This window comes from Arthrobacter sp. ISL-69, from assembly GCF_018613775.1.
Lineage (GTDB): Bacteria > Actinomycetota > Actinomycetes > Actinomycetales > Micrococcaceae > Arthrobacter.
In genome coordinates, this window is the sequence record NZ_JAGGPO010000017.1 from 136,072 (window position 1) to 156,170 (window position 20,099).

Below are 20,099 nucleotides of genomic sequence, written 5' to 3' on the forward strand. Positions count from 1 at the left end.
TCACATCCGGAACAGGCCGAAGGAGGTCTCCGGCAGAGGGGTGCGGGAGACGACGTCGAGCGCCAGTCCCAGGACGGTACGGGTGTCCGCGGGGTCGATCACGCCGTCGTCCCAGAGGCGGGCGGTGGAGTAGTAGGGGCTGCCCTGGTCCTCGTACTGCTGTTTGATGGGGGCCTTGAAGGCTTCCTCGTCCTCGGCGGACCATTCCTCGCCGCGGGCCTCGTACTGGTCGCGTTTGACGGTGGCGAGCACGCTGGAGGCCTGGTTGCCGCCCATCACCGAGATCCGGGAGGCCGGCCACATCCAGAGGAAACGCGGCGAGTAGGCACGGCCACACATGGAGTAGTTGCCGGCGCCGAATGATCCGCCGATGACCACGGTCAGTTTGGGCACCCGGGCGGTGGCGACGGCGGTGACCATCTTGGCGCCGTTCTTGGCGATGCCGCCCTGTTCGTAGTCCTTGCCGACCATAAAGCCGGAGAGGTTCTGCAGGAAGACCAGCGGGATGCCGCGCTGGTCGCAGAGCTCGATGAAGTGGGCGCCCTTGAGCGAGGATTCGCTGAAGAGCACCCCGTTGTTGGCCACGATGCCCACCGGGTGGCCGTGCAGCTTCGCGAAGCCAGTGACCAGGGTGGTGCCGTAGTTCTTCTTGAACTCGTGGAAGCGGCTGCCGTCCACCAGCCGCGCGATGACCTCGCGCACGTCGTACTGCGCGTTGACGTCCGTGGGGACGGCGCCGTAGAGCTCGGCGGGGTCCGCGAGCGGTTCGACGACGGTGTCGATATCCCAGGCCTGGGCGGCCGGCTTCGGCAGGGTGGAGACGATGTCCCGGACGATCTGGAGGGCATGCTCATCGTTCTCGGCCAGGTGGTCGGTGACGCCGGAGATTTTCGAATGGACGTCCCCGCCGCCGAGCTCCTCCGCCGTCACGATTTCGCCGATCGCGGCCTTCACCAGCGGCGGACCGCCCAGGAAGATGGTGCCCTGGTTGCGAACGATGACGGTTTCGTCGCTCATGGCGGGCACGTAGGCGCCGCCGGCGGTGCAGGAGCCCATCACGGAGGCGATCTGCGGGATCTTCGCGGCAGACATCTTCGCCTGGTTAAAGAAGATCCGGCCGAAGTGCTCCTTGTCCGGAAAGACCTCATCCTGCTTGGGAAGGAAGGCACCGCCCGAGTCCACCAGGTAGATGCAGGGCAGCCGGTTCTCCAACGCGATCTCCTGCGCACGCAGGTGCTTCTTGACGGTCATCGGGTAGTAGGTGCCGCCCTTGACGGTGGCGTCATTGGAGATCACCAGCACCTGGCGGCTGTGGACCAGGCCGATCCCGGCAATCACTCCGGCGCCCGGGGAATCGTCGTTGTACATCCCGGTGGCAGCGAGCGGCGCGATTTCGAGGAAGGGGCTGCCGTCGTCGAGCAGCTGGTCGATGCGCTCGCGTGGCAGCAGTTTTCCGCGGGCCACATGGCGCTCCCGGGACTTCTCCGGACCGCCGAGCGCGGCCTGGGCGAGCCTGTCCTTCAGCTCGTTTGCAAGTGCCAGCTGGGCTTGCCTGTTGGTGGCGTAGGCTGCGCTGCCGGTGTCCACCAGGCTGGCGATTGTCTCCATTGACTGCTTCCGTTCCCGGACGCCCTGGCAAGGCCGTCCTAAGCGATTCGGTTAGTACCGCATAACTGAGATTTAGGTTAGTCTCTATTAACTGTGATGTCCAACACGCGCTTGCATTGCTAGGATTTGCAGTTCCAAGGAGGAAATGTGCCGATCATCGAGCGCGACCAGGCGAGCGGGCGCGGCCTGGCGGACCAGCGAGTTCAGACAACCCAACGCAGCCAGGCCAAAGAGAGCCGGCGCCAGGCGCTGCTGTCCTCAGCCGCCACCCTTTTTGCCCTTAACGGCTTCAACCGCGTTTCGCTTGAGGACCTGGGCGCCGCAGCAGGCGTCAGCGGCCCCGCCGTCTACCGTCATTTCGCCGGCAAGCAGGCGGTCCTGGGGGCGCTGCTGCTCAGCGTGAGCCAGGAACTGCTGGAAGGCGGGCGCCGGGTGGCGGCAGATGCCGGCGACCCCGCTGCGGCGCTGGCTCGCCTGGTTCAGTTCCACGTTGACTTCGCCCTGAGCAACCCGGACGTCATCCGGGTCCAGGACCGCGACTTCAGCAATCTCTCCGACAACGACCAGGCCGAGGTCCGCACCCTGCAGCGCAACTACGTGGAGCTGTGGGTTGAAGTGCTGCAGGAGTTGCACGGGGATACGGACACCGCGGAACTCCGGATGCGCGCCCACGCGGCTTTCGGACTCATCAACTCCACGCCGCACTCGGTCCGCAGCCACGGCCGGCGCGTCGCCGTGAAGTCCGCCCGGCCGCTGCTGGAGAGCATGGCCCTCGCGGCCCTCCTGGTCACGGCCAGCCCCGTACCCGGCGAGTAGACGCAAAGCTGCCAGCTGCCCGTTCCCCTCGGCACCCCGGCCCGCGGCCCAACCGGGGCACTTAGACACGGACACGCCCAAAACTGTGGCGCCGCCGTCGTAAATCAACGTCAAAGTGCCCCACGACGGCCGACCCCCGCGCCCGCGGGCCGCAGCGCAGGAAAGCCGCGGCCCGAGGAGGGCGCAACCCAAGAAAGCTGCCGGCCGCCATTTCCTTTCGGAACTGGTGGCCGGCAGCTTAGTTGGCCTCAGCTTCTCGAGGTCCGCTGGCTAAACCATTGCCAGGACCATGCCGGGATCAGCGAGGATGGCCCCGATGTCCGCAAGGAAGCGGGATCCCTGCTCGCCGTCGACCAGCCGGTGGTCGAAGGACAGGCTGAGCGTCATGACCTGGCGGAGGGCGACCTCGTCCTTGTACTCCCATGGCATTTTCCGCACGGCTCCCATGGCCAGGATGGCCGCTTCGCCAGGGTTGAGGATCGGCGTGCCGGCGTCGATGCCGAACACTCCGATGTTGGTAATGGAAATGGTGCCGCCTGAGAGCTCGGCCGGGCTGGTCTTGCCGGCGCGGGCAGTCTCCGTCAGGCCCGTAAGCGCCGTGGACAGCTCGGTCAGGGACATCCGGTCGGCGTCCTTGATGTTCGGCACGGTCAGTCCCCGGGGAGTCGCCGCAGCAATCCCCAGGTTCACATAGTTGAACTGCACGATCTCCTGGCTGGCTTCCTCCCACCGCGAATTCAGCGACGGCTGGCGGCGCAAGGCAATCAGCAGGGCCTTGGCCACAAGGGTCAACGGAGTCAGCTTGAAACCCTCAAACGCCCGGCTGGCCTTGAGCCGGGCCAGCAGCTCCATCGTGGGGGTGACATCGACGGTCAGGAATTCCGTGGCGTGCGGTGCCGTGAAGGCACTGGACACCATGGCCGCAGCGGTCAGTTTCCGGACACCCTTGATGGGCGTCCGCGTTTCACGCTCACCCTGGATGACGCCGCCGACGCCGGCTGCCGGCGCCGCCCCGGACAGAGCACCAGCCGCAGTACGGTCTCCCCCGCCGGCAAAGTTCTGCACGTCCTCGCGCGTGATCAGCCCGCCGGCGCCCGTGCCGGTCACGGCCGTGAGCTCAACGCCCAAGTCCCTGGCCAGCTTCCGCACTGGCGGTGTGGAGCGCGGACGCTCGTCGACGTTTGTTGGGGCAGCTTCGGCCGGGGCCGTGGGTTCGACGCGTCCAACTACCACGGTGGCGACTGGCCCGGCAACCGGCGCCGGGGCCGGAGCTGGGACCTGAGCAGCGGCCGGCGCCGCGGCCTGAGCAGCGGCCGGAGCAGCGAATGTGCGGGCACGCCGGGTTGGCCGACCGGAGGCTTCGACGATGGCGCCGTACCCCACGAGGTTGGGCTCGCGTTTGGCGGTCTCCGCCTGAGCCGGACCGCCGGCGGAGGGCCCGAGGTCGTCGCCCTCCACCTCGAAGGAAACGATCGGCTTGCCCACCTCCACCACTGTTCCCGGCTGTTCGTGCAGGGCGGTGATCACACCGGCGAATGGCGACGGCAGTTCAACGACGGCCTTCGCCGTCTCCACTTCCGCAATGACCTGGTTCAGGGCAACGGTGTCGCCCACGGCAACTTTCCAGCTGAGGATTTCCGATTCCGTCAGCCCTTCGCCGAGGTCCGGGAGCCTGAATTCCTTGATCATGGCGGCGCTCATCCTTCCAGCCCGCTGAGGGAGTTGGGGCGGCCCAGGGCACGGTCCACGCCGTCAAGGATCCTGTCGAGGCTTGGCAGATGATGCGATTCGAGCTTGGAGTACGGGTACGGGACGTCGAAACCGGTGACCCGGACGGGGGCGGCTTCCAGGTGATAGAAGCAGCGTTCCGTGATGCTGGCGGCCACCTCGGCACCGAGCCCGCCGGATTGCCCGGCTTCATGCGTGATCACCAGGCGGCCCGTCTTGCGCACCGAGGCCTCCAGCGTTGCGAAGTCCAGCGGGGCCAGCGAGCGCAGGTCGATGACCTCGATCGAGACGCCGTCGTCCGCAGCGGCCAGGGCGGCGTCCTTGGCTGTCTTGACCAGCGGACCGTAGGCGACGAGCGTGACGTCCTTGCCCTCAGCCACCACACGCGCCTTTTCCATTGACAGCGCGGTGGCCGGATCGATCGACTCATCAACCTCGCCCTTGTCGTGGTAGCGGCGCTTCGGCTCGAAGTACAGCACCGGGTCGTCCGAGGCGATGGCCTGCTGGATCATGGTGTGGGCGTCCTGCGGGTTGGAAACGCTGACCACCCGCAGTCCGGACGTGTGGGTGAAGTACGCCTCGGGAGACTCCGAATGGTGCTCCGGGGATCCGATGCCGCCGCCGAACGGGACGCGCACGGTGATGGGCATCTTCACGGCCCCCTGGGTCCGGTAATGGATTTTGGCCACCTGGGATACGATCTGGTCGAACGCCGGGTAGATGAACCCGTCGAACTGGATTTCCACCACCGGCCGGTAACCACGGTAGGCAAGGCCGACGGCGGTGCCCATGATGGCGGACTCTGCGAGCGGGGTGTCCACAACGCGGTGTTTGCCGAAGTCCTTCTGCAGGCCGTCGGTCACGCGGAAGACGCCGCCGAGGGTGCCGATGTCCTCGCCCATCAGGATGACTTTGGGGTCGTTTTCGAGGGATTTGCGGAGGCCGGAGTTAATCGCCCGGGCAAAGGTCATTTGCGTCATCAGCGAGCACCTTCTTCTGAGTGGGTCCCTGCGGGATCGCCGAAGGAAGCCAGATAGCGGGAGTAGTGGTCCTCCTGGCGGTCCAGCCAGGAATTGGGGGTGCTGTAGACATGCTTGAAGATGTCCAGGGGCTCCGGGTCCGGCATGCTGATGCAGCCGGCCCGCATCTGGCGCGCCACGGCGTCGGCTTTGGCAGCCACCCGCGCTTCGAGCTGCTCCGTGAGCAGGCCCTTGCGTTCCAACAGACCCTTGACGCGGGCAATCGGATCCTTCGCCGCCCAGTCTTCCAGTTCGTTGGCATCCCGGTATCGGGTGGGGTCGTCGGCCGTCGTGTGCGGGCCCATCCGGTAGGTGACTGCTTCGATGAACGTGGGGCCGCCGCCGTGGCGGGCCCGTTCGAGTGCCTCGCGCGTCGCTGCCATCACGGCAAGGACGTCATTGCCGTCCACGCGGATGCCGGGAATCCCGAATCCTGCCGCGCGGTCGGAGATTTTAATGTGGGACTGCAGGCGCACCGGCTCGGAAATGGCCCAGTGGTTGTTGGAGCAGAAGAAGATCACCGGGGACTGGAAGCTGGCTGCGAAGACCATGGCCTCGTTGACGTCACCCTCGCTGGTGGCGCCGTCGCCGAAATACGTGATGGCCACGGAGTCGGCGCCGTCGTTCTGGATGCCCATGGCATAGCCGGTAGCGTGAAGCGTTTGGGCGCCTATGATGATCTGCGGCGTGGCCATGTTGACGGTGTACGGATCCCAGCCCGCCGAGGCGTTGCCCCTCCAGACCTTGACAATGTCGGTCAGATCCACGCCGCGGCAGTAGGCGACGCCGTTCTCGCGGTAGCTTGAGAATACGAAGTCATCGTCGCGGAGTGACCTCGCCGAGCCTATCTGGGCGGCCTCCTGGCCCAGGAGCGGCGGCCACAGGCCGAGTTCCCCCTGACGCTGGAGGGCGGTCGCTTCGGTGTCGATCCGCCGGATGACCACCAGGTCCTCGTAAAGGAAACCCAGCTGCTCGTCGCTGACATCCTGGACCCAGGCGTCGTACTGAGGATGACTGACGCGCTCACCCCCGGGAGTGATCAGTTGGACCAGGCTCTCGCCTGTCCCGCCGTGATGTCCTGCACTGTTGTCCGGGCCGCCGGCGGCCATGCCGCCCTGACCCAACTCGTCTGTAAACACAGTTGCACGCAACCTTCATACGTCGTGTCACCAGCGCTCAAAGGACTCGTGATCCCCGTGCACGCCAGCCGCCCGGGCGCCGTTGCCCCGGATATTTGTGACGATACTCACAATGCTCAATGGGTACAACCACTGCCAAAAAAACTGAGCAGAATGCACTGTTTGAGGACCCGCGGCCGTGCTAGCCTTGCGCATTATGCAACCTTTGGATGGCACTGACACCCGGCTCCTTTCCGCCCTCGCAAGGGACCCGAAGCGGACGGTGGTGGCCCTGGCGCAGAAACTAGGGCTATCCCGCAACACGGTGCAGGCTAGGATGGCTCAGCTGGAGAAGAAGCACGTCTTCCTGTCCTTCGAGCGGCGGATCAGTGCGGCGGCCCTGGGATACCCGCTCATGGCGTTTATCTCCGTCCACGTGCAGCAGCAGAAGCTCGGCCAGCTGGCAGTGGACCTGGCCGGCATTCCGGAAATCCTGGAGGGCTACGGACTGACCGGCTCGGCGGACCTGCTGCTGCGGGTGGTGGCGCTGGACGCGGAGGACCTTTTTCGCATCAACGGCAAGATCCTGGCCTGTGAAGGCGTGGACCGGACGGACACAGCGCTTGCCATGGGAGAGCTCATCCCCTTTCGCATCCAGCCACTGCTTGAGCGCGGCTCCGCCGAAGGATGAACATTCGACCCGGCCCGATGGTGCCCGGACCGGATGGCTCCCGGGCCGGCTACCGGGGCGCGACGGTGCCCGGTCGGATGAGCAGGCACAGTGGGCCGGGGTTATAGGCTGGGGTCCAGTTGAACGAATCGCGGCCGGGAACGGCCCGTGCAATCAGGCAATGGCCAAGCGGCCTGCCGGAAAGGCTTGATCTTGAGCAATCCTCAGGAACCGTACCAGCCGGCCCAACCGGACGCCGGCGAGCGGCGCCGGCGGCAGCCGCCTCCCGTTCCGCAGTACGGACCCCAGCCAGGAGTCCCAGGACAACCGCCTGTCCCGCCCCATGCACCCTCGGGTCAGCAGCCGCCGGCACCGCAGTACGGAGCACCCGGCGCTCCGGGGCAGCCGCTTGTTCCTCCATACGGGGAACCGCAGTACAGCCAGCCACAGTATGGGCAGCCGGAGTACGTAAACCCGCAGTACGGAGCTCCGCAGTATGCTGCCCCGGGGCCGTACGGCACACCGGACCAGCAGCCGCCGGCCCGGAACCGCAAAAAATGGATATTGCTGGGCATTGCGGGCGGCGTGCTGCTCCTTGTCATCGCGGGAGGGATGTTCGTGTTCAACCTCGTGGGCGGCGCCACGAACAAGGCCAGGAACCTCGCTGACGATTTCACCCAGCTGGTCATCGCCGGAGACACCGACAAAGCCTATGACGACTTCCTCGACCCGGCCCTTCAGGAAAAACTCTCCAAGGAGGAATTCGCGGCCGGAGTCCAAAGCCTCGATTTGAATGACACGTGCAAGCCGGCGTACAACGACTTCAAGGTGAGCAGCGAAAACGGCACCAACACGGCCGACGTCGCGGGGGTCATCGGCTGCGACGGCAAGGAAGTGGACCTGGCCTACCGCTTCGACAGCGATCGGGATATGAAGATGATCAACATCAAGCTCAGGCCCAAGACGGCCTGAGCCCACAGCGCCACAGAAATCAGGAGCCCCCGTCGTGACGGGAGCTCCTGATTTCTGTCAGCCGTGTCTTTCTTTGTCAGCTGTGTCCTTGCGGAGCGGGTGTCAGTGGTCCACCGCCTTCTCGGCACCAACTCCGGTGAGGGAACGGACTTCCATCTCGGCCTGCTTGGTGGTGTCTTCCAGCTTCTTGTCCAGCACGGTGCCGAGCCAGCCGAGGAGGAACGCGAGCGGAATGGACACGATTCCCGGGTTGCTGAGCGGGAAGATCGCGAAGTTCGCCGTCTGGATCATGGAGGTCTTCGTTCCGGAGACCACCGGGGAGAGGGCAATCAGGATGATCGCCGACGCCAGGCCGCCGTACATGCTCCACACCGCGCCCTGGGTGGTGAACCTGCGCCAGAACAGCGAGTAGATGATCGTGGGCAGGTTCGCCGAAGCCGCGACGGCGAAGGCGAGCGCCACCAGGAAGGCGACGTTCTGGCCGTTGGCGAAGATGCCGCCGACTATGGCCAGGAGTCCAATAACCACGACGGTGCGCCGTGCCACCTTGACCTCCGTGTCGGCGTCGGCCTTCCCCTTGGCGATCACGTTGGCGTAGATGTCGTGGGCGAAGGATGCCGCGGCGGTGATGGTGAGGCCGGCCACCACGGCGAGGATGGTGGCGAACGCCACCGCCGAGATGAAGCCCAGCAGCAGCGGTCCACCGAGGTGGAAGGCGAGCAGCGGCGCGGCCGAGTTGACCCCGCCCGGAGCGGACTTGATCGTGTCAGCGCCCACCAAGGCAGCAGCGCCGTAGCCGAGGACCAAAGTGAACAGGTAGAAGATGCCAATCAGCCAGATGGACCAGACGACCGATTTGCGGGCCTCCTTGGCCGTGGGGACCGTGTAGAAGCGCATCAGCACGTGTGGGAGTGCCGCGGTGCCCAGCACCAGGGCGAGGCCCAGGGACATGAAGTCCAGCTTGGACGTTTCCGACTTGCCGTACTGGAGGCCGGGGTTCAGGACTGCCGGGTTCTTGGACGTCTCCACCGCGCCGCCCAGCAGATCAGAAAGGTTGAAGCCATAGATGGCCAGGACCCAGAACGTCATGACGGCTGCACCCGCAATCAGGAGCATGGCCTTGATGATCTGCACCCAGGTGGTGCCCTTCATGCCGCCGATCAGGACGTACATGATCATCAGGGCGCCGACGACGATGATCACCAGCGCCTGTCCGCCCCAGTCGCTGATGCCCAGCAGCAGCGAGATCAGGCTGCCTGCGCCGGCCATCTGGGCTAGGAGGTAGAAGAAGCAGACGGCCAAGGTGGAAATGGCGGCCGCGATCCGGACCGGACGCTGCTTGAGGCGGAAGGAGAGCACATCCGCCATCGTGAACTTGCCGGTGTTGCGGAGCAGTTCGGCCACGAGCAGCAGGGCGACGAGCCAGGCGACCAGGAAGCCGATGGAGTACATAAAGCCGTCATAGCCGTTGATGGCAATGGCGCCGGTGATGCCGAGGAAGGAGGCCGCGGAGAGGTAGTCCCCCGCGATGGCCGTACCGTTCTGCGGGCCGGTGAAGGAACGTCCGGCCGCGTAGTAGTCGGCTGCCGTCTTGTTGTTGCGGCTGGCACGGATCACGATAAACATGGTGACCGCCACGAACAGGCCGAAGATGCCCATGTTCAGGAGCGTGGTGTCTTTGAGTGCGGCGACGTTGACCGCAGGAACCATTCCGATCATTTTGTTGTCCCGCCTAGCCGGTTGCCGGCTTTGTCGAACTCGTGGCCTTCAATTTCGTGGCGGATCTCGGCCGCGATGGGATCGAGCCGCCGGTTGGAATAGCTCACGTACCAGCCTGTGATGGCGAAGGTGGATACAAACTGCAAAAGGCCCAGGATGAGCCCGATGTTGATGTTGCCCCAGACCTTGGTGGACATGAAGCCGACCGCGTAGTCGGCCAACAGAACGTAGGCGAAGTACCAGAGCAGGAATGCAATGGCCATCGGAAAGACAAAACTGCGGTGACGTTTGCGTAGTTCCTGGAACCGCTCCGTCGACTGCACTTCCTTGAAATCCACGGCCGCCGCGGCGTCCGTTTCGTGGGCATCGTGACCCATCGTTCCTCCTCATTGAGACTTTCCGTCCACACCGGCTGCCCTGCTCTTCCACAACAGTCCCAGCCAATGTGACTGCACTCACTCTGACGCGTGATGGTGGTTACATTCCAGAGAAGCCGCCAGACGGTCGCTCAGCGGTCCCGATGCTGCGCCAAACGGCACCCGAAGCTACGCTGGGCCCATGCCGGACTCTCCGTTGTTCACCGCCGCCGCCATCGCCGTGATCGCGATGGCGATCGCCGTCGTCGTCGGCGTGGGCCTCAAAGTCCTGCGGTCCTTCCGGGAGCTGGGCACCGACGCGGAGCGGGCCACCTACAAGACCCTCCATGCGGCTTCACGGGCCGGACAACACCTGCGCACCGGGCTGAACCCCGTTGGCGCGGCCAAAGCCAGCAGGCAGCTGCGCACCATCCTGGGCTGCGATGCCCTGGCCATCACCGACACCTCGGGCGTGCTCGCCTGGGATGGCGCCGGCGAGGAACTCCGGCCCGCGCTGATGGGTCTCGCGGCCAACGTGCTCGACGGCGGCCACACTGCCGTGATCCCGGCGGGCGAGCTGTACCTGCTCGCCGGCGACGCGGCCTCGGGACCGATCCCGCAGGACGTGGAACGCGCCGTCGTTATTGCCCCCATCAAGGCCGGCGCCCGGGTTGTGGGAGTGGTGGCGGCTTTCGCCCCGTCAGCGGGAGCCGGGCTGGTCCGTGCCACCGGCGAAGTGGCCGACTGGGTGGCGGCCCAGGTTGAACTCGCCGAACTCGACGCTTCCCGGACCCTCCTGATGGAGGCCGAGGTCCGGGCCCTCCGCGCCCAGATCAGCCCGCACTTCATCTACAACTCGCTCAACGCCATCGCGTCGTTCATCAACACGGATCCCGTGCGGGCCAGGGAACTGGTGGTGGAGTTCGCCGATTTCACCCGCTATTCGTTCCGCCGCCACGGGGACTTCACCACCCTCGCCGAAGAGCTCCGCTGCATCGACCGCTACCTGCTGCTGGAACGGGCAAGGTTCGGCGACCGCGTGCAGGTGAGCCTGCAGATCGCCCCGGAGGTGCTGAGCACGGTCATCCCGTTCCTCAGCCTGCAGCCGCTCGTCGAGAATGCCGTCCGCCACGGCCTGGAGGCCAAGGAAGGTCCGGGCCACATCACCATTGCGGCGAATGATTCCGGCACCTTCGCGGAGGTCACCATAGAGGACGACGGCGTGGGGATGGATCCTGAACAGCTGCGGTCCATGCTGGCCGGACACAGCGACGGCGACCATGTGGGGCTGCGCAACGTGGACGCCCGGCTCCGCCAGGTCTACGGCGAGGACCACGGCCTCGTCATCGAAACGGCTCCCGGCGAGGGCACGCTGATCACCATGCGTGTCCCCAAGTCACAACCCGGCCACGACGCCTGAGCGTCCGGGCCGTCGCGGGGCGGGCTGCAGGGCTAATCTAGAACCATGATCAACGTCCTCGTCGCCGACGACGAACTCCCCGCCGTCGAGGAGCTGGCGTTCCTGCTCGGCCGGGACGACCGGATCGGGGCCATCCACCGGGCGTCGTCCGGTGCCGAGGCCCTCCGCGTGCTCGATGCCGAAGCCGTGGACGCGGTGTTCCTCGACATCCACATGCCCGCCCTGTCCGGCCTGGACATCGCCCGGGCCATCTCGCGCAGCAGCAATCCCCCGGCAGTCGTCTTCGTCACCGCGGATGAAGAGTGCGCACTGGAAGCGTTTGAACTCGCCGCCGTCGACTACCTGCTGAAGCCCGTGCGCGCTGAACGGCTGGCCCGGTCGGTGGGCCGGATCAGCGAACTCATGAAGGACGGCGCCGCACCACCGGAAATGATCACGGTGGATCTTGGCGGCACCACCCGGATGATCCGGCGCGACGACGTCACGTATGTCCAGGCCCAGGGCGACTACGCGCGGCTGCACACAACCGACGCCAGCTACCTCATCCGCGTCCCCCTGGCCGATCTGGAACAGCAGTGGGCCGAGGCCGGTTTCCTCCGCACACACCGGTCCTACCTCATCGCCCTCAACCACGTCAGCCATATGAAGCTCGCCGCTGCCCGGCCGACCGTCACCGTGGCGGGGGCCGAACTGCCCATCAGCCGCCGCCACCTGCCATCTGTCCGGGAGAAGCTCGAAACTACGCGGATCCGGCCGCAGGCATGACGCGCGTCAGGGTGACAGCCCCGCAGTCCGGTGCAAGGCCAGTGCTGGAATCCCGCGAGGCCGCCGAGGAATCCGATGTGGGCCAAGTGTTCGTGCGGTCCCTGATCCGCACGCAGCTTCGCCTGGCAGTGGTGGTGGCCGGCGGGTTCCTGCTGATCCTGCTGGCCTTCCCACTCATGCTGGGACTGGTTCCCGGGCTGGCGGAATCGAAGATCGCGGGCATCCCGTTCGGCTGGCTGCTCCTCGGTGCCGGAATCTACCCGGTGATCGGCCTCAGTGCGTGGCTGTATATCCGGACGGCCACCCGCAACGAGGCCCGGTACCGCGACCTGGCGGAGGACAGGTGAGGCGGCCTTGAACCCGGTGGTGGGCATCGCCGCGTTCGCTGCCGTGTCCGTGGCCACGGCCGTTATCGGGTTCTACGGGTTGCGGATTTCACGCACCACCGGAGACTTCTACGTGGCATCCCGGACGGTCCGGCCATGGTGGAACGCGTCCGCGATCGGCGGCGAGTACCTCTCGGCCGCCAGTTTCCTGGGCGTGGCCGGCCTGATCCTGCTCTCCGGCACGGATGCGCTCTGGTTTCCCATCGGCTACACCGCGGGGTACCTGATGCTGCTGCTGTTCGTAGCCGCTCCGCTGCGGCGCTCCGGCGCCTACACCATCCCGGATTTCACCGAGGTGCGGCTGGATTCACGGGCGGTCCGCCGGGTCACCAGCCTGGCAGTTGTGGTGGTGGGCTGGCTTTACATTGTGCCGCAGCTCCATGGTGCGGCCCTGACGATCCGCATCACCACGGGGCTTCCGTCCTGGGTGGGATCCGTAGCTGTGGTCATCGTGGTGTGCCTGACGGTTGTGGCCGGCGGGATGCGCTCCATAACGTTCGTGCAGGCGTTCCAGTATTGGCTCAAGCTGACGGCCCTGGCGGTGCCTATCGTGTTCATCGCCCTGGTTCTGGCGGGCAACGGCACCCCGGCAATGGCCGAAGCCAACATCAACCCCACCGGGCTGGCACCGACCGGTCCGTACCAGAATATCTCGCTGCTGGTTGCCCTGCTCTTCGGAACACTGGGCCTGCCGCATGTGCTGGTGCGGTTCTACACCAACCCTGACGGACAGTCGGCGCGCCGCACCACCCTAATCGTGCTGGGCTTGCTGTCGGTTTTCTACCTCTTTCCCACCGCTTACGGAGTGGCCGGCCGGATGTTCGCTCCGGACCTCGCCCACAGCGGCCGGTCGGATGCCCTGGTCCTGCTGCTGCCGGGCCGGCTGATCGGAGGGCCGGCCGGGGACATGCTCTCCGCGCTTGTGGTGGCAGGGGCGTTCGCCGCGTTTTTGTCCACCACGTCAGGGCTGGTGGTATCGCTCGCCGGCGTGATCAGCCAGGACGTGCTGGGCGGGAGTGTCCGCGGCTTCCGGCTGGCTGCGCTGATTTCAGCCACCGTGCCGCTGGGCTTCGCCTTCATGACGGACTCGCTGGCTTTGGCCGGAAGCGTGGGCCTCGTTTTCGCCTTCACCGCGTCCACGATCTGCCCTGCCCTGCTGCTTGGGATCTGGTGGCGCGGCCTTACCGACGCCGGAGCCATCGCCGGAATGGTGACAGGGGGTGTCCTGTGCGGCGGCGCCCTGGTTGCCGGCGCACTGTCCGGTCCGGCTGCGTCCGGCGCCGCAATGCCGCAATGGCTGGCCCAGCCCGCCGCCTGGACGGTGCCGGCCGCCTTCGCCGTGATGATCCTGGTGTCCCGCGCCACCAAGGACCGCGTGCCGCGGACGCTCACGAAGGTGATGACCAGGCTGCACACACCGGAACGTCCGCTGGCCACCGAACGCTAGGAGAGCCGGCAGGCCTGAGAGCCTCGGGGCCTGTCAGTCGATGGCGGCCATCAGCTCGACCACGCGGTCAAGGAAGGCGTCCACCTGGGTTTCTTCGTAGCCGTCCTTGCCCTTGGCCGGACGGAAGACCGCGCGGCGGACATTGTCCACGCTGAGCGGCTGGTCCTCTTCGAGGTACCCGATGAGGTCGCGGCACAGGTTGTCCACGTCCACGGTGTTGTAGCTTCGGCCCCGGCCGCCGGACGGCCGGCGGAACCGGTCGCCGTCGGGACGGTGGAGCCGGCCCCGCAGCAGGCCGGACAGCTTGCCGATTTCGCGGAGCCAGGCGTCCTCGCCGCGTGCCTCAATCAGTTCATCACGCTCGCGCCGGGCAAAGGCGTCTTCCAGGCGGTCCAGGGCGGCGTCGACCCCGGCCGCGGCGTAACCGCCCTTGACGGGATCGAAGCAGACAGCCCGGACGTCGGCACTCTTGATGATCTGGGCGGTTGCGGCAGGATTCTCAAACGAAACCCGTGCGCGCTGGAGGAACTGGTCCACCTGCTTGGCGTTGTAGCCGTATTCGTTCCGCTGCACACGGTCGAATGACGCAGGTATCTGCCGTTGAATGTCCACTGTCACTATGCTTCCTTCAGTGCTGTTCAGCTGTTTTTGCTCCGCACCAGTCTAAGGCGCCGAACTGTTGCCAGGCGGGACGCCTCAGGCTCCGGAAACAGCTGTGAACAGGATAAACGCCGCCGGAGAGGCGAAGACGATTGAATCCAGGCGGTCCATGACGCCGCCGTGTCCGGGCAGGATGCTGCTCATGTCCTTGATACCTAGCTCCCGCTTGACCATGGATTCGGCGAGATCGCCGATGGTTGCCGCCGCCACCATGCCCACGGCCAGCACCACACCGACCCACCAGGGTTTGTCCAGCAGGAAGAGGCACGCCAGGACACCCACGGCAATGGCTCCGCCGATCGATCCAGCGAAGCCTTCCCAGGATTTCTTCGGGCTGATCTTGGGCGCCATGGGATGCTTCCCGAAGGAGGCCCCGACGAGGTAGCCGAACGTGTCATTGGAAACAACCAGCAGGAGCATCGTGGCGATCTGCCACGCACCGGGCGGAATCACTCCGCCGGGCCACAGGCCCACCGGCGTGACGCTTCCCACCGCATGCAGCGGCAGGATCGCGAAGCTGATGAAGAACGGCACCCAGGCCAAGGTGAACACGCCCGCGAAGATGCTGCGCGCTGATCCGGCTGCGCTCTCGATGGTCCGCCACAACAGCACCGCCACGCTGCTGGCCAACAGGGCGAACAGCAGGCTCTCCACTCCGCCGAAATAAGCGGCCAGCGGCATCCCGACGGTGCCCACCATCACGGGGACGATGGGCAGCCGGGTGCCGCTTACCTCGAGCGCCCGGAAGATCTCCCAGACGCCGAACACCGCGAAGGTGGTGGTGACCAGGACGAATCCCAGCGGCAGGAACAGGAGACCCCCCAATACGGCGAAAAGCATTGCCAGACCCACAGCGGTGGCGGCCGGAAGGTTCCGTCCGGCCTTGGGCGTTGGGTTGGAGCGCTGCTTCCCCCGGACCCGGACCCTGTGTCCGGGTGCCTGCTGTGCCTGATCCATCAGACCTCGAGCAGCTCGGCTTCCTTGCGCTTGAGCAGGTCGTCGATGCCGTCAACGTGCGATTTGGTCATGGCGTCGAGTTCCTTCTCGCCGCGCGCGCCCTCGTCCTCGCCGGCCTCGCCGTCCTTGACCAGTTTGTCCAGCGTTTCCTTGGCCTTGCGGCGGATGTTCCGGATGGACACCTTGGCGTCCTCGCCCTTGGACTTGACGATCTTGACGTATTCCTTGCGGCGTTCCTTGGTCAGCTCCGGGATGGTGATCCGGATGACGTTGCCGTCGTTGGACGGGTTGGCGCCCACCTCGGAGTCGCTCAGGGCGCGCTCAATATCCCGCAGTGCCGTCTTGTCGAACGGGGTGATGAGGATGGTGCGCGCGTCCGGGATCGCGAAGGAAGCCAGCTGCTGCAGCGGGGTGGGCGAGCCGTAGTAGTCCACCAGCACCTTGTTGTAGAGGCCCGGGTTTGCCCGTCCGGTGCGGATCGAGGCGAAGTCTTCCTTGGCTACCTCGACTGCCTTGTCCATCTTGTCCCCGGCTTCGAGCAAGGTCTCTTCGATCACGGTCTCTCCTCAGAAATTGGTGCATTCCGGCTAGCCGGAACAATGCACGGTACGTTCCGTCTTTGCGGCCTGCCCACCGGGCCGGCCTTCCTCAAATCATCCTAGCCGTTGCTAGGGGGTGACTACGGTGCCCAGCTGCTCGCCGCGGATGGCCCGGGTCACGTTGCCTTCGCCTTCCATGCCGAACACCACCATGGTGAGGTTGTTGTCCTTGCACATGGTCATGGCCGTCTGGTCCATAACGCGGATGTCGCGGCGCAGGGCATCGTCATAGCTGAGGTGGTCCAGCTTTTCGGCGCTGGGGTCCTTCTTGGGGTCGGCGGTGTAGACGCCGTCCACTCCGCTCTTTGCCATCAGCACGACGTCGGCGTGGACTTCCAGCGCACGCTGGGCAGCAACGGTGTCGGTGGAGAAATACGGCAGTCCGGCGCCAGCGCCGAAGATCACGACGCGGTTCTTTTCCATGTGGCGGATGGCGCGGCGGGGAATGTACGCCTCGGCCACCTGGCCCATGGTGATGGCGCTCTGCACGCGGGTCTCGACGCCGGCCTGTTCCAGGAAGTCCTGGAGCGCGAGGCAGTTCATCACGGTACCCAGCATGCCCATGTAGTCGGCACGGGAGCGGTCCATGCCGCTCTGCGACAGTTCGGCGCCGCGGAAGAAGTTGCCGCCGCCCACGACGATCGCAACCTCGACGTCGGGAACGGCTGCGGCGATCTGCTTGGCGACCCCGCGGACGGTATCAGGGTCCACGCCCAGCTTTCCGCCACCGAAGACCTCGCCGGACAGTTTCAGGAGGACGCGACGCCGGCTCTTCTCTGACTGGACAGAATTGTTGACGGTTTCCATGGTGCCTTCCCGTAAATGAGCTCTGAGCTAGGTTATCGTGCCGGATGGCCAAAGGTGTCATTTCCCCGGCCCGTACGTGCAGCCCTGAGGCTGCGATTGCATGCAAAAGGGGCGGCCACCGAAGTGACCACCCCTTTGCGTGCCTAACTAGGAACCGACGCGGAAACGCGCGAAGGCCGTAGCCTTGACGCCGGCCTCGTCGAGGATCTGCGCCACAGACTTCTTGGCATCCTTGGCGAATGCCTGGTCAACCAGCACCTCGCCCTTGTAGAAGCCCGTAACACGGCCTTCCACAATCTTGGTCATGGCTGCTTCGGGCTTGCCCTCAGCCTTGGCCGTTTCCTCGGCGATGCGGCGCTCGGACTCAACAAGCTCAGCCGGAACGTCATCGCGGGTCAGGTAGTTCGGAGCCATTGCGGCAACGTGGACAGCAACGTCGTGTGCTGCGGTTGCGGCTGCGTCGCCTTCGCCCTCAACGGCGAACAGGACGCCGACCTGGGCCGGGAGGTCCTTGGAGGTCTTGTGCAGGTAGGCGTCGACAGTGCCGCCCTCGATGCGGGCAATACGGCGGACAACAATCTTTTCGCCGAGGATTGCGCCCTCTTCGACAACAACCTCGGACAGCGACTTGCCGTCAACCTCGGTGGCCAGCAGGGTCTCGATGTCGGCAGCGCCGGACTCAACCGCGATGGCCAGGACCTTGTCGGCGAGCTGGATGAACTTGTCAGCCTTTGCCACGAAGTCGGTCTCGCAGTTGACTTCGATCATCACGCCAACGCCGCCGTCAACCTTGGCAGCAACCAGGCCTTCTGCGGTGGAGCGGCCTTCACGCTTGGTAGCGCCCTTCAGGCCCTTGATGCGGATGATCTCGATGGCCTTTTCGGCGTCACCGTTGGCTTCGTCTAGAGCCTTCTTGACATCCATCATGCCGGCGCCAGTGCGCTCACGCAGAGCCTTGATATCAGCGGCAGTGTAGTTCGCCATGTGAACCCCTCTGTCTAGAAATTTTGTGTGGTGTACGGACTGACAGGACGGCAGCTCACCGAGTGAGCGGCCATCCTGTCAGAAACCCCCGGCACTGCGGACAGTGCCGGGGATGGTCCAGATTTATTTGTCTGCCTACTTGGCAGCGTCGGCTTCGCCGGTGGCAGCTTCGGTTGCCTCGGCAGCTGCCGGGGCCTCCTCTGCAGCTGCGGGAGCTTCTTCAGCAGCCGGAGCCTCTTCAGCAGCCGGAGCCTCTTCAGCAGCCGGAGCTTCTGCGGCGGCGGGAGCTTCTTCAGACTTGCTGCCTTCGAGGAGTTCGCGCTCCCACTCGGCCAGCGGCTCTTCCGGAGCTTCCGTGGTGCCGGTTGCGCGCTGGTTACGGGCGATGAGGCCCTCAGCAACAGCGTCAGCAACAACGCGGGTCAGCAGGTTGACGGAGCGGATGGCGTCGTCGTTGCCCGGGATCGGGAAGTCGACTTCGTCCGGATCGCAGTTGGTGTCCAGGATGGCAACAACCGGGATGTTCAGCTTCTTGGCCTCGTCAACGGCGAGGTGTTCCTTCTTGGTGTCCACGATCCAGAGCACGGAAGGTGCCTTGGTCAGGTTGCGGATACCGCCGAGGTTGGTCTCGAGCTTGGTGAGTTCACGGCGAAGGAGCAGCAGTTCCTTCTTGGTGTACGCCGAGCCGGCGACGTCGTCGAAGTCGATCTCTTCGAGTTCCTTCATACGCTGGATACGCTTGGAGACCGTCTGGAAGTTGGTCAGCATACCGCCGAGCCAACGCTGGTTGACGTACGGCTGGCCAACGCGGGTGGCCTGCTCGGCGATGGATTCCTGCGCCTGCTTCTTGGTACCGACGAAGAGAACGGTGCCGCCGTGTGCAACGGTGGCCTTCACGAACTCGTAGGCACGGTCGATGTAGGACAGCGACTGCTGCAGGTCAATGATGTAGATGCCGTTGCGCTCCGTAAAGATGAATCGCTTCATCTTCGGGTTCCAACGACGGGTCTGGTGTCCAAAGTGGACGCCGCTGTCAAGCAGCTGGCGCATAGTTACGACGGGCATGCCGACGCTCCTTCCGGCAGGTCATTCATGAGAGAACCCAAGGCTCTCTTACCCTGCCAATAGTTGACGGTTGATTAGCTTCGCCCAGGCGGGCGTTGCTCCTGGCATCCACTGCGCTTCCCATCCGGGCCATAGGGCACGGACCGCAGGAGGCACAGTCCTTCACAGCGGAAGTTTTGGCTTCGCATGAGGAGGGCTGGATACGCGTAGTCAGCCACTGCTCCCCCACACCTCTGAATGAGACGTGCTGACGAGAACGGCTTGGAGGACCAAGCGACCCGAAAGTACTTGAACCGCCGGCCGGGCATCGTTGAGGGCACAGCAAACTGCTCCGTCAAGTGTACTACAGCGGCCCCGCCGGATCGGACCATTTCCGGGCCCGCCGCCCTGACATTTTGCGGACTCTTTTCCGGCTTGTCCACATAACGCTACGCGCCACTGTCAGCGAATGCGCGGCGCTGGCAGGGTGAGGGAATGAAAACCCGGATCCTGATGGCAACCCTTGTATTGGCCGCGTCCGCGACGGCCCCGGTTACCGAGGCCGCCTCCAGTGCGGCGGCCGGACCCTCCGCCGCTCCGACAGCGGGCTGGAGCTGGCCCCTGACGCCCAGGCCGGCAGTGCTCCGCGCGTTCGACCCGCCGGACAAGCCGTGGATGAGCGGGCACCGCGGCGTGGATCTCCAGACGGCGGCCGACGACGCCCCGGTCACCGCACCGGAGTCGGGAACCGTCAGCTTCGTGGGCATGGTGGTGGACCGTCCGGTGATCACCATCGATCACGGCAATGGGCTCCGCAGCAGTTTCGAGCCGGTGGAAGGCCACCTTTCGACCGGCGCCACAGTGTCGAAGGGGGACGTCCTCGGGACGGTACTGCCAGGCCACTGCGCAGCGCTGCCGTGCGTGCACTGGGGCGTTCGGCGGGGCGAGGAATACATCAATCCGCTGTCCCTGGTGACAGACCTGCGGCCCTCCATCCTGCTCCCCCTGCTGGTGCCGGGATGAG

Annotated in this window: 20 protein-coding genes; 8 read left to right on the forward strand and 12 right to left on the reverse strand. The window is 65.5% G+C overall.

From position 1 onward, the window contains the following. A complete protein-coding gene (locus J7I79_RS11775) occupies window positions 1-1,608 on the reverse strand; it encodes a carboxyl transferase domain-containing protein (RefSeq protein ID WP_214953335.1) in 1,608 nt (535 codons plus the stop codon). Between the two features lie 147 nt (window positions 1,609-1,755). On the opposite strand from J7I79_RS11775, the gene J7I79_RS11780 reads away from it, so the two are divergent. Then, window positions 1,756-2,424 (forward strand): TetR/AcrR family transcriptional regulator, encoded by a 669-nt coding sequence (locus J7I79_RS11780; protein ID WP_396020195.1) that lies wholly within the window; start codon window positions 1,756-1,758, stop codon window positions 2,422-2,424. Window positions 2,425-2,694: 270 nt separating this feature from the next. Here the strand turns inward: J7I79_RS11780 and J7I79_RS11785 are convergent, their stop codons facing one another. The 3 genes from J7I79_RS11785 to pdhA are packed head-to-tail and all read right to left on the reverse strand — an operon-like array spanning window position 2,695 to window position 6,310. Continuing rightward, window positions 2,695-4,125, reverse strand: coding sequence for a dihydrolipoamide acetyltransferase family protein (locus J7I79_RS11785; protein ID WP_214953337.1), 1,431 nt, complete (start codon window positions 4,123-4,125; stop codon window positions 2,695-2,697). Next, complete coding sequence (locus J7I79_RS11790) at window positions 4,122-5,132, reverse strand: alpha-ketoacid dehydrogenase subunit beta (protein WP_104172538.1); 1,011 nt, start codon at window positions 5,130-5,132, stop codon at window positions 4,122-4,124. The genes J7I79_RS11785 and J7I79_RS11790 overlap by 4 nt, the downstream gene beginning before the upstream one ends. Next, a complete protein-coding gene (gene pdhA / locus J7I79_RS11795; protein WP_214953339.1) occupies window positions 5,132-6,310 on the reverse strand; it encodes a pyruvate dehydrogenase (acetyl-transferring) E1 component subunit alpha in 1,179 nt (392 codons plus the stop codon). The genes J7I79_RS11790 and pdhA overlap by 1 nt, the downstream gene beginning before the upstream one ends. 196 nt (window positions 6,311-6,506) lie before the next feature. On the opposite strand from pdhA, the gene J7I79_RS11800 reads away from it, so the two are divergent. Both J7I79_RS11800 and J7I79_RS11805 read left to right on the forward strand, forming a co-directional pair. Further along, window positions 6,507-6,980, forward strand: a complete 474-nt coding sequence (locus tag J7I79_RS11800; RefSeq protein WP_214953341.1) for an Lrp/AsnC family transcriptional regulator — start codon at window positions 6,507-6,509, stop codon at window positions 6,978-6,980. A gap of 543 nt (window positions 6,981-7,523) precedes the next feature. After that, the gene (locus J7I79_RS11805) at window positions 7,524-7,931 is read left to right on the forward strand and encodes a DUF3887 domain-containing protein (protein WP_251042697.1); all 408 of its coding nucleotides are present in this window, start codon (window positions 7,524-7,526) and stop codon (window positions 7,929-7,931) included. Window positions 7,932-8,033: 102 nt separating this feature from the next. Here J7I79_RS11805 and J7I79_RS11810 read toward each other — a convergent pair whose 3' ends face one another. Beyond that, window positions 8,034-9,650, reverse strand: a complete 1,617-nt coding sequence (locus J7I79_RS11810; protein ID WP_214953343.1) for a cation acetate symporter — start codon at window positions 9,648-9,650, stop codon at window positions 8,034-8,036. After that, a complete protein-coding gene (locus J7I79_RS11815) occupies window positions 9,647-10,027 on the reverse strand; it encodes a DUF485 domain-containing protein (protein ID WP_214953345.1) in 381 nt (126 codons plus the stop codon). Before J7I79_RS11815 ends, J7I79_RS11810 begins: the two co-directional genes overlap by 4 nt. Window positions 10,028-10,208: 181 nt before the next feature. Between J7I79_RS11815 and J7I79_RS11820 the strand changes: the two genes are divergently transcribed. The 4 genes from J7I79_RS11820 to J7I79_RS11835 are packed head-to-tail and all read left to right on the forward strand — an operon-like array spanning window position 10,209 to window position 14,024. Beyond that, complete coding sequence (locus J7I79_RS11820; protein ID WP_214953347.1) at window positions 10,209-11,426, forward strand: sensor histidine kinase; 1,218 nt, start codon at window positions 10,209-10,211, stop codon at window positions 11,424-11,426. A 45-nt stretch (window positions 11,427-11,471) separates the two neighbouring features. Further along, on the forward strand, window positions 11,472-12,191 hold the full coding sequence (locus J7I79_RS11825) for a LytTR family DNA-binding domain-containing protein (protein ID WP_214953349.1): 720 nt from the start codon (window positions 11,472-11,474) through the stop codon (window positions 12,189-12,191). Continuing rightward, the gene (locus tag J7I79_RS11830) at window positions 12,188-12,538 is read left to right on the forward strand and encodes a hypothetical protein (protein WP_214953352.1); all 351 of its coding nucleotides are present in this window, start codon (window positions 12,188-12,190) and stop codon (window positions 12,536-12,538) included. Before J7I79_RS11825 ends, J7I79_RS11830 begins: the two co-directional genes overlap by 4 nt. A 7-nt stretch (window positions 12,539-12,545) precedes the next feature. Further along, the gene (locus tag J7I79_RS11835; protein ID WP_214953354.1) at window positions 12,546-14,024 is read left to right on the forward strand and encodes a cation acetate symporter; all 1,479 of its coding nucleotides are present in this window, start codon (window positions 12,546-12,548) and stop codon (window positions 14,022-14,024) included. A gap of 33 nt (window positions 14,025-14,057) precedes the next feature. Here J7I79_RS11835 and J7I79_RS11840 read toward each other — a convergent pair whose 3' ends face one another. From J7I79_RS11840 to rpsB, 6 genes are all read right to left on the reverse strand, one after another. Further along, entirely contained in the window at window positions 14,058-14,642 is a 585-nt protein-coding gene (locus J7I79_RS11840; protein WP_104172547.1) for a DivIVA domain-containing protein, read from the reverse strand. A 78-nt stretch (window positions 14,643-14,720) separates the two neighbouring features. Continuing rightward, window positions 14,721-15,641 (reverse strand): phosphatidate cytidylyltransferase, encoded by a 921-nt coding sequence (locus J7I79_RS11845; protein ID WP_104172548.1) that lies wholly within the window; start codon window positions 15,639-15,641, stop codon window positions 14,721-14,723. Next, window positions 15,641-16,198 (reverse strand): ribosome recycling factor, encoded by a 558-nt coding sequence (gene frr / locus J7I79_RS11850; RefSeq protein WP_104172549.1) that lies wholly within the window; start codon window positions 16,196-16,198, stop codon window positions 15,641-15,643. Before frr ends, J7I79_RS11845 begins: the two co-directional genes overlap by 1 nt. A gap of 111 nt (window positions 16,199-16,309) precedes the next feature. After that, window positions 16,310-17,047, reverse strand: a complete 738-nt coding sequence (pyrH, locus tag J7I79_RS11855; RefSeq protein WP_104172550.1) for a UMP kinase — start codon at window positions 17,045-17,047, stop codon at window positions 16,310-16,312. A 147-nt stretch (window positions 17,048-17,194) separates the two neighbouring features. Then, complete coding sequence (gene tsf / locus J7I79_RS11860) at window positions 17,195-18,031, reverse strand: translation elongation factor Ts (protein WP_214953356.1); 837 nt, start codon at window positions 18,029-18,031, stop codon at window positions 17,195-17,197. 135 nt (window positions 18,032-18,166) lie between these two features. After that, window positions 18,167-19,096: a 30S ribosomal protein S2 gene (gene rpsB / locus J7I79_RS11865; RefSeq protein WP_214953358.1), complete on the reverse strand. Its 930-nt coding sequence runs from the start codon at window positions 19,094-19,096 to the stop codon at window positions 18,167-18,169. Window positions 19,097-19,570: 474 nt separating this feature from the next. Here rpsB and J7I79_RS11870 point away from each other — a divergent pair, with 474 nt between their 5' ends. Next, window positions 19,571-20,098 (forward strand): M23 family metallopeptidase, encoded by a 528-nt coding sequence (locus J7I79_RS11870; protein WP_214953360.1) that lies wholly within the window; start codon window positions 19,571-19,573, stop codon window positions 20,096-20,098. The last annotated feature ends 1 nt before the right edge of the window (window position 20,099 follow it).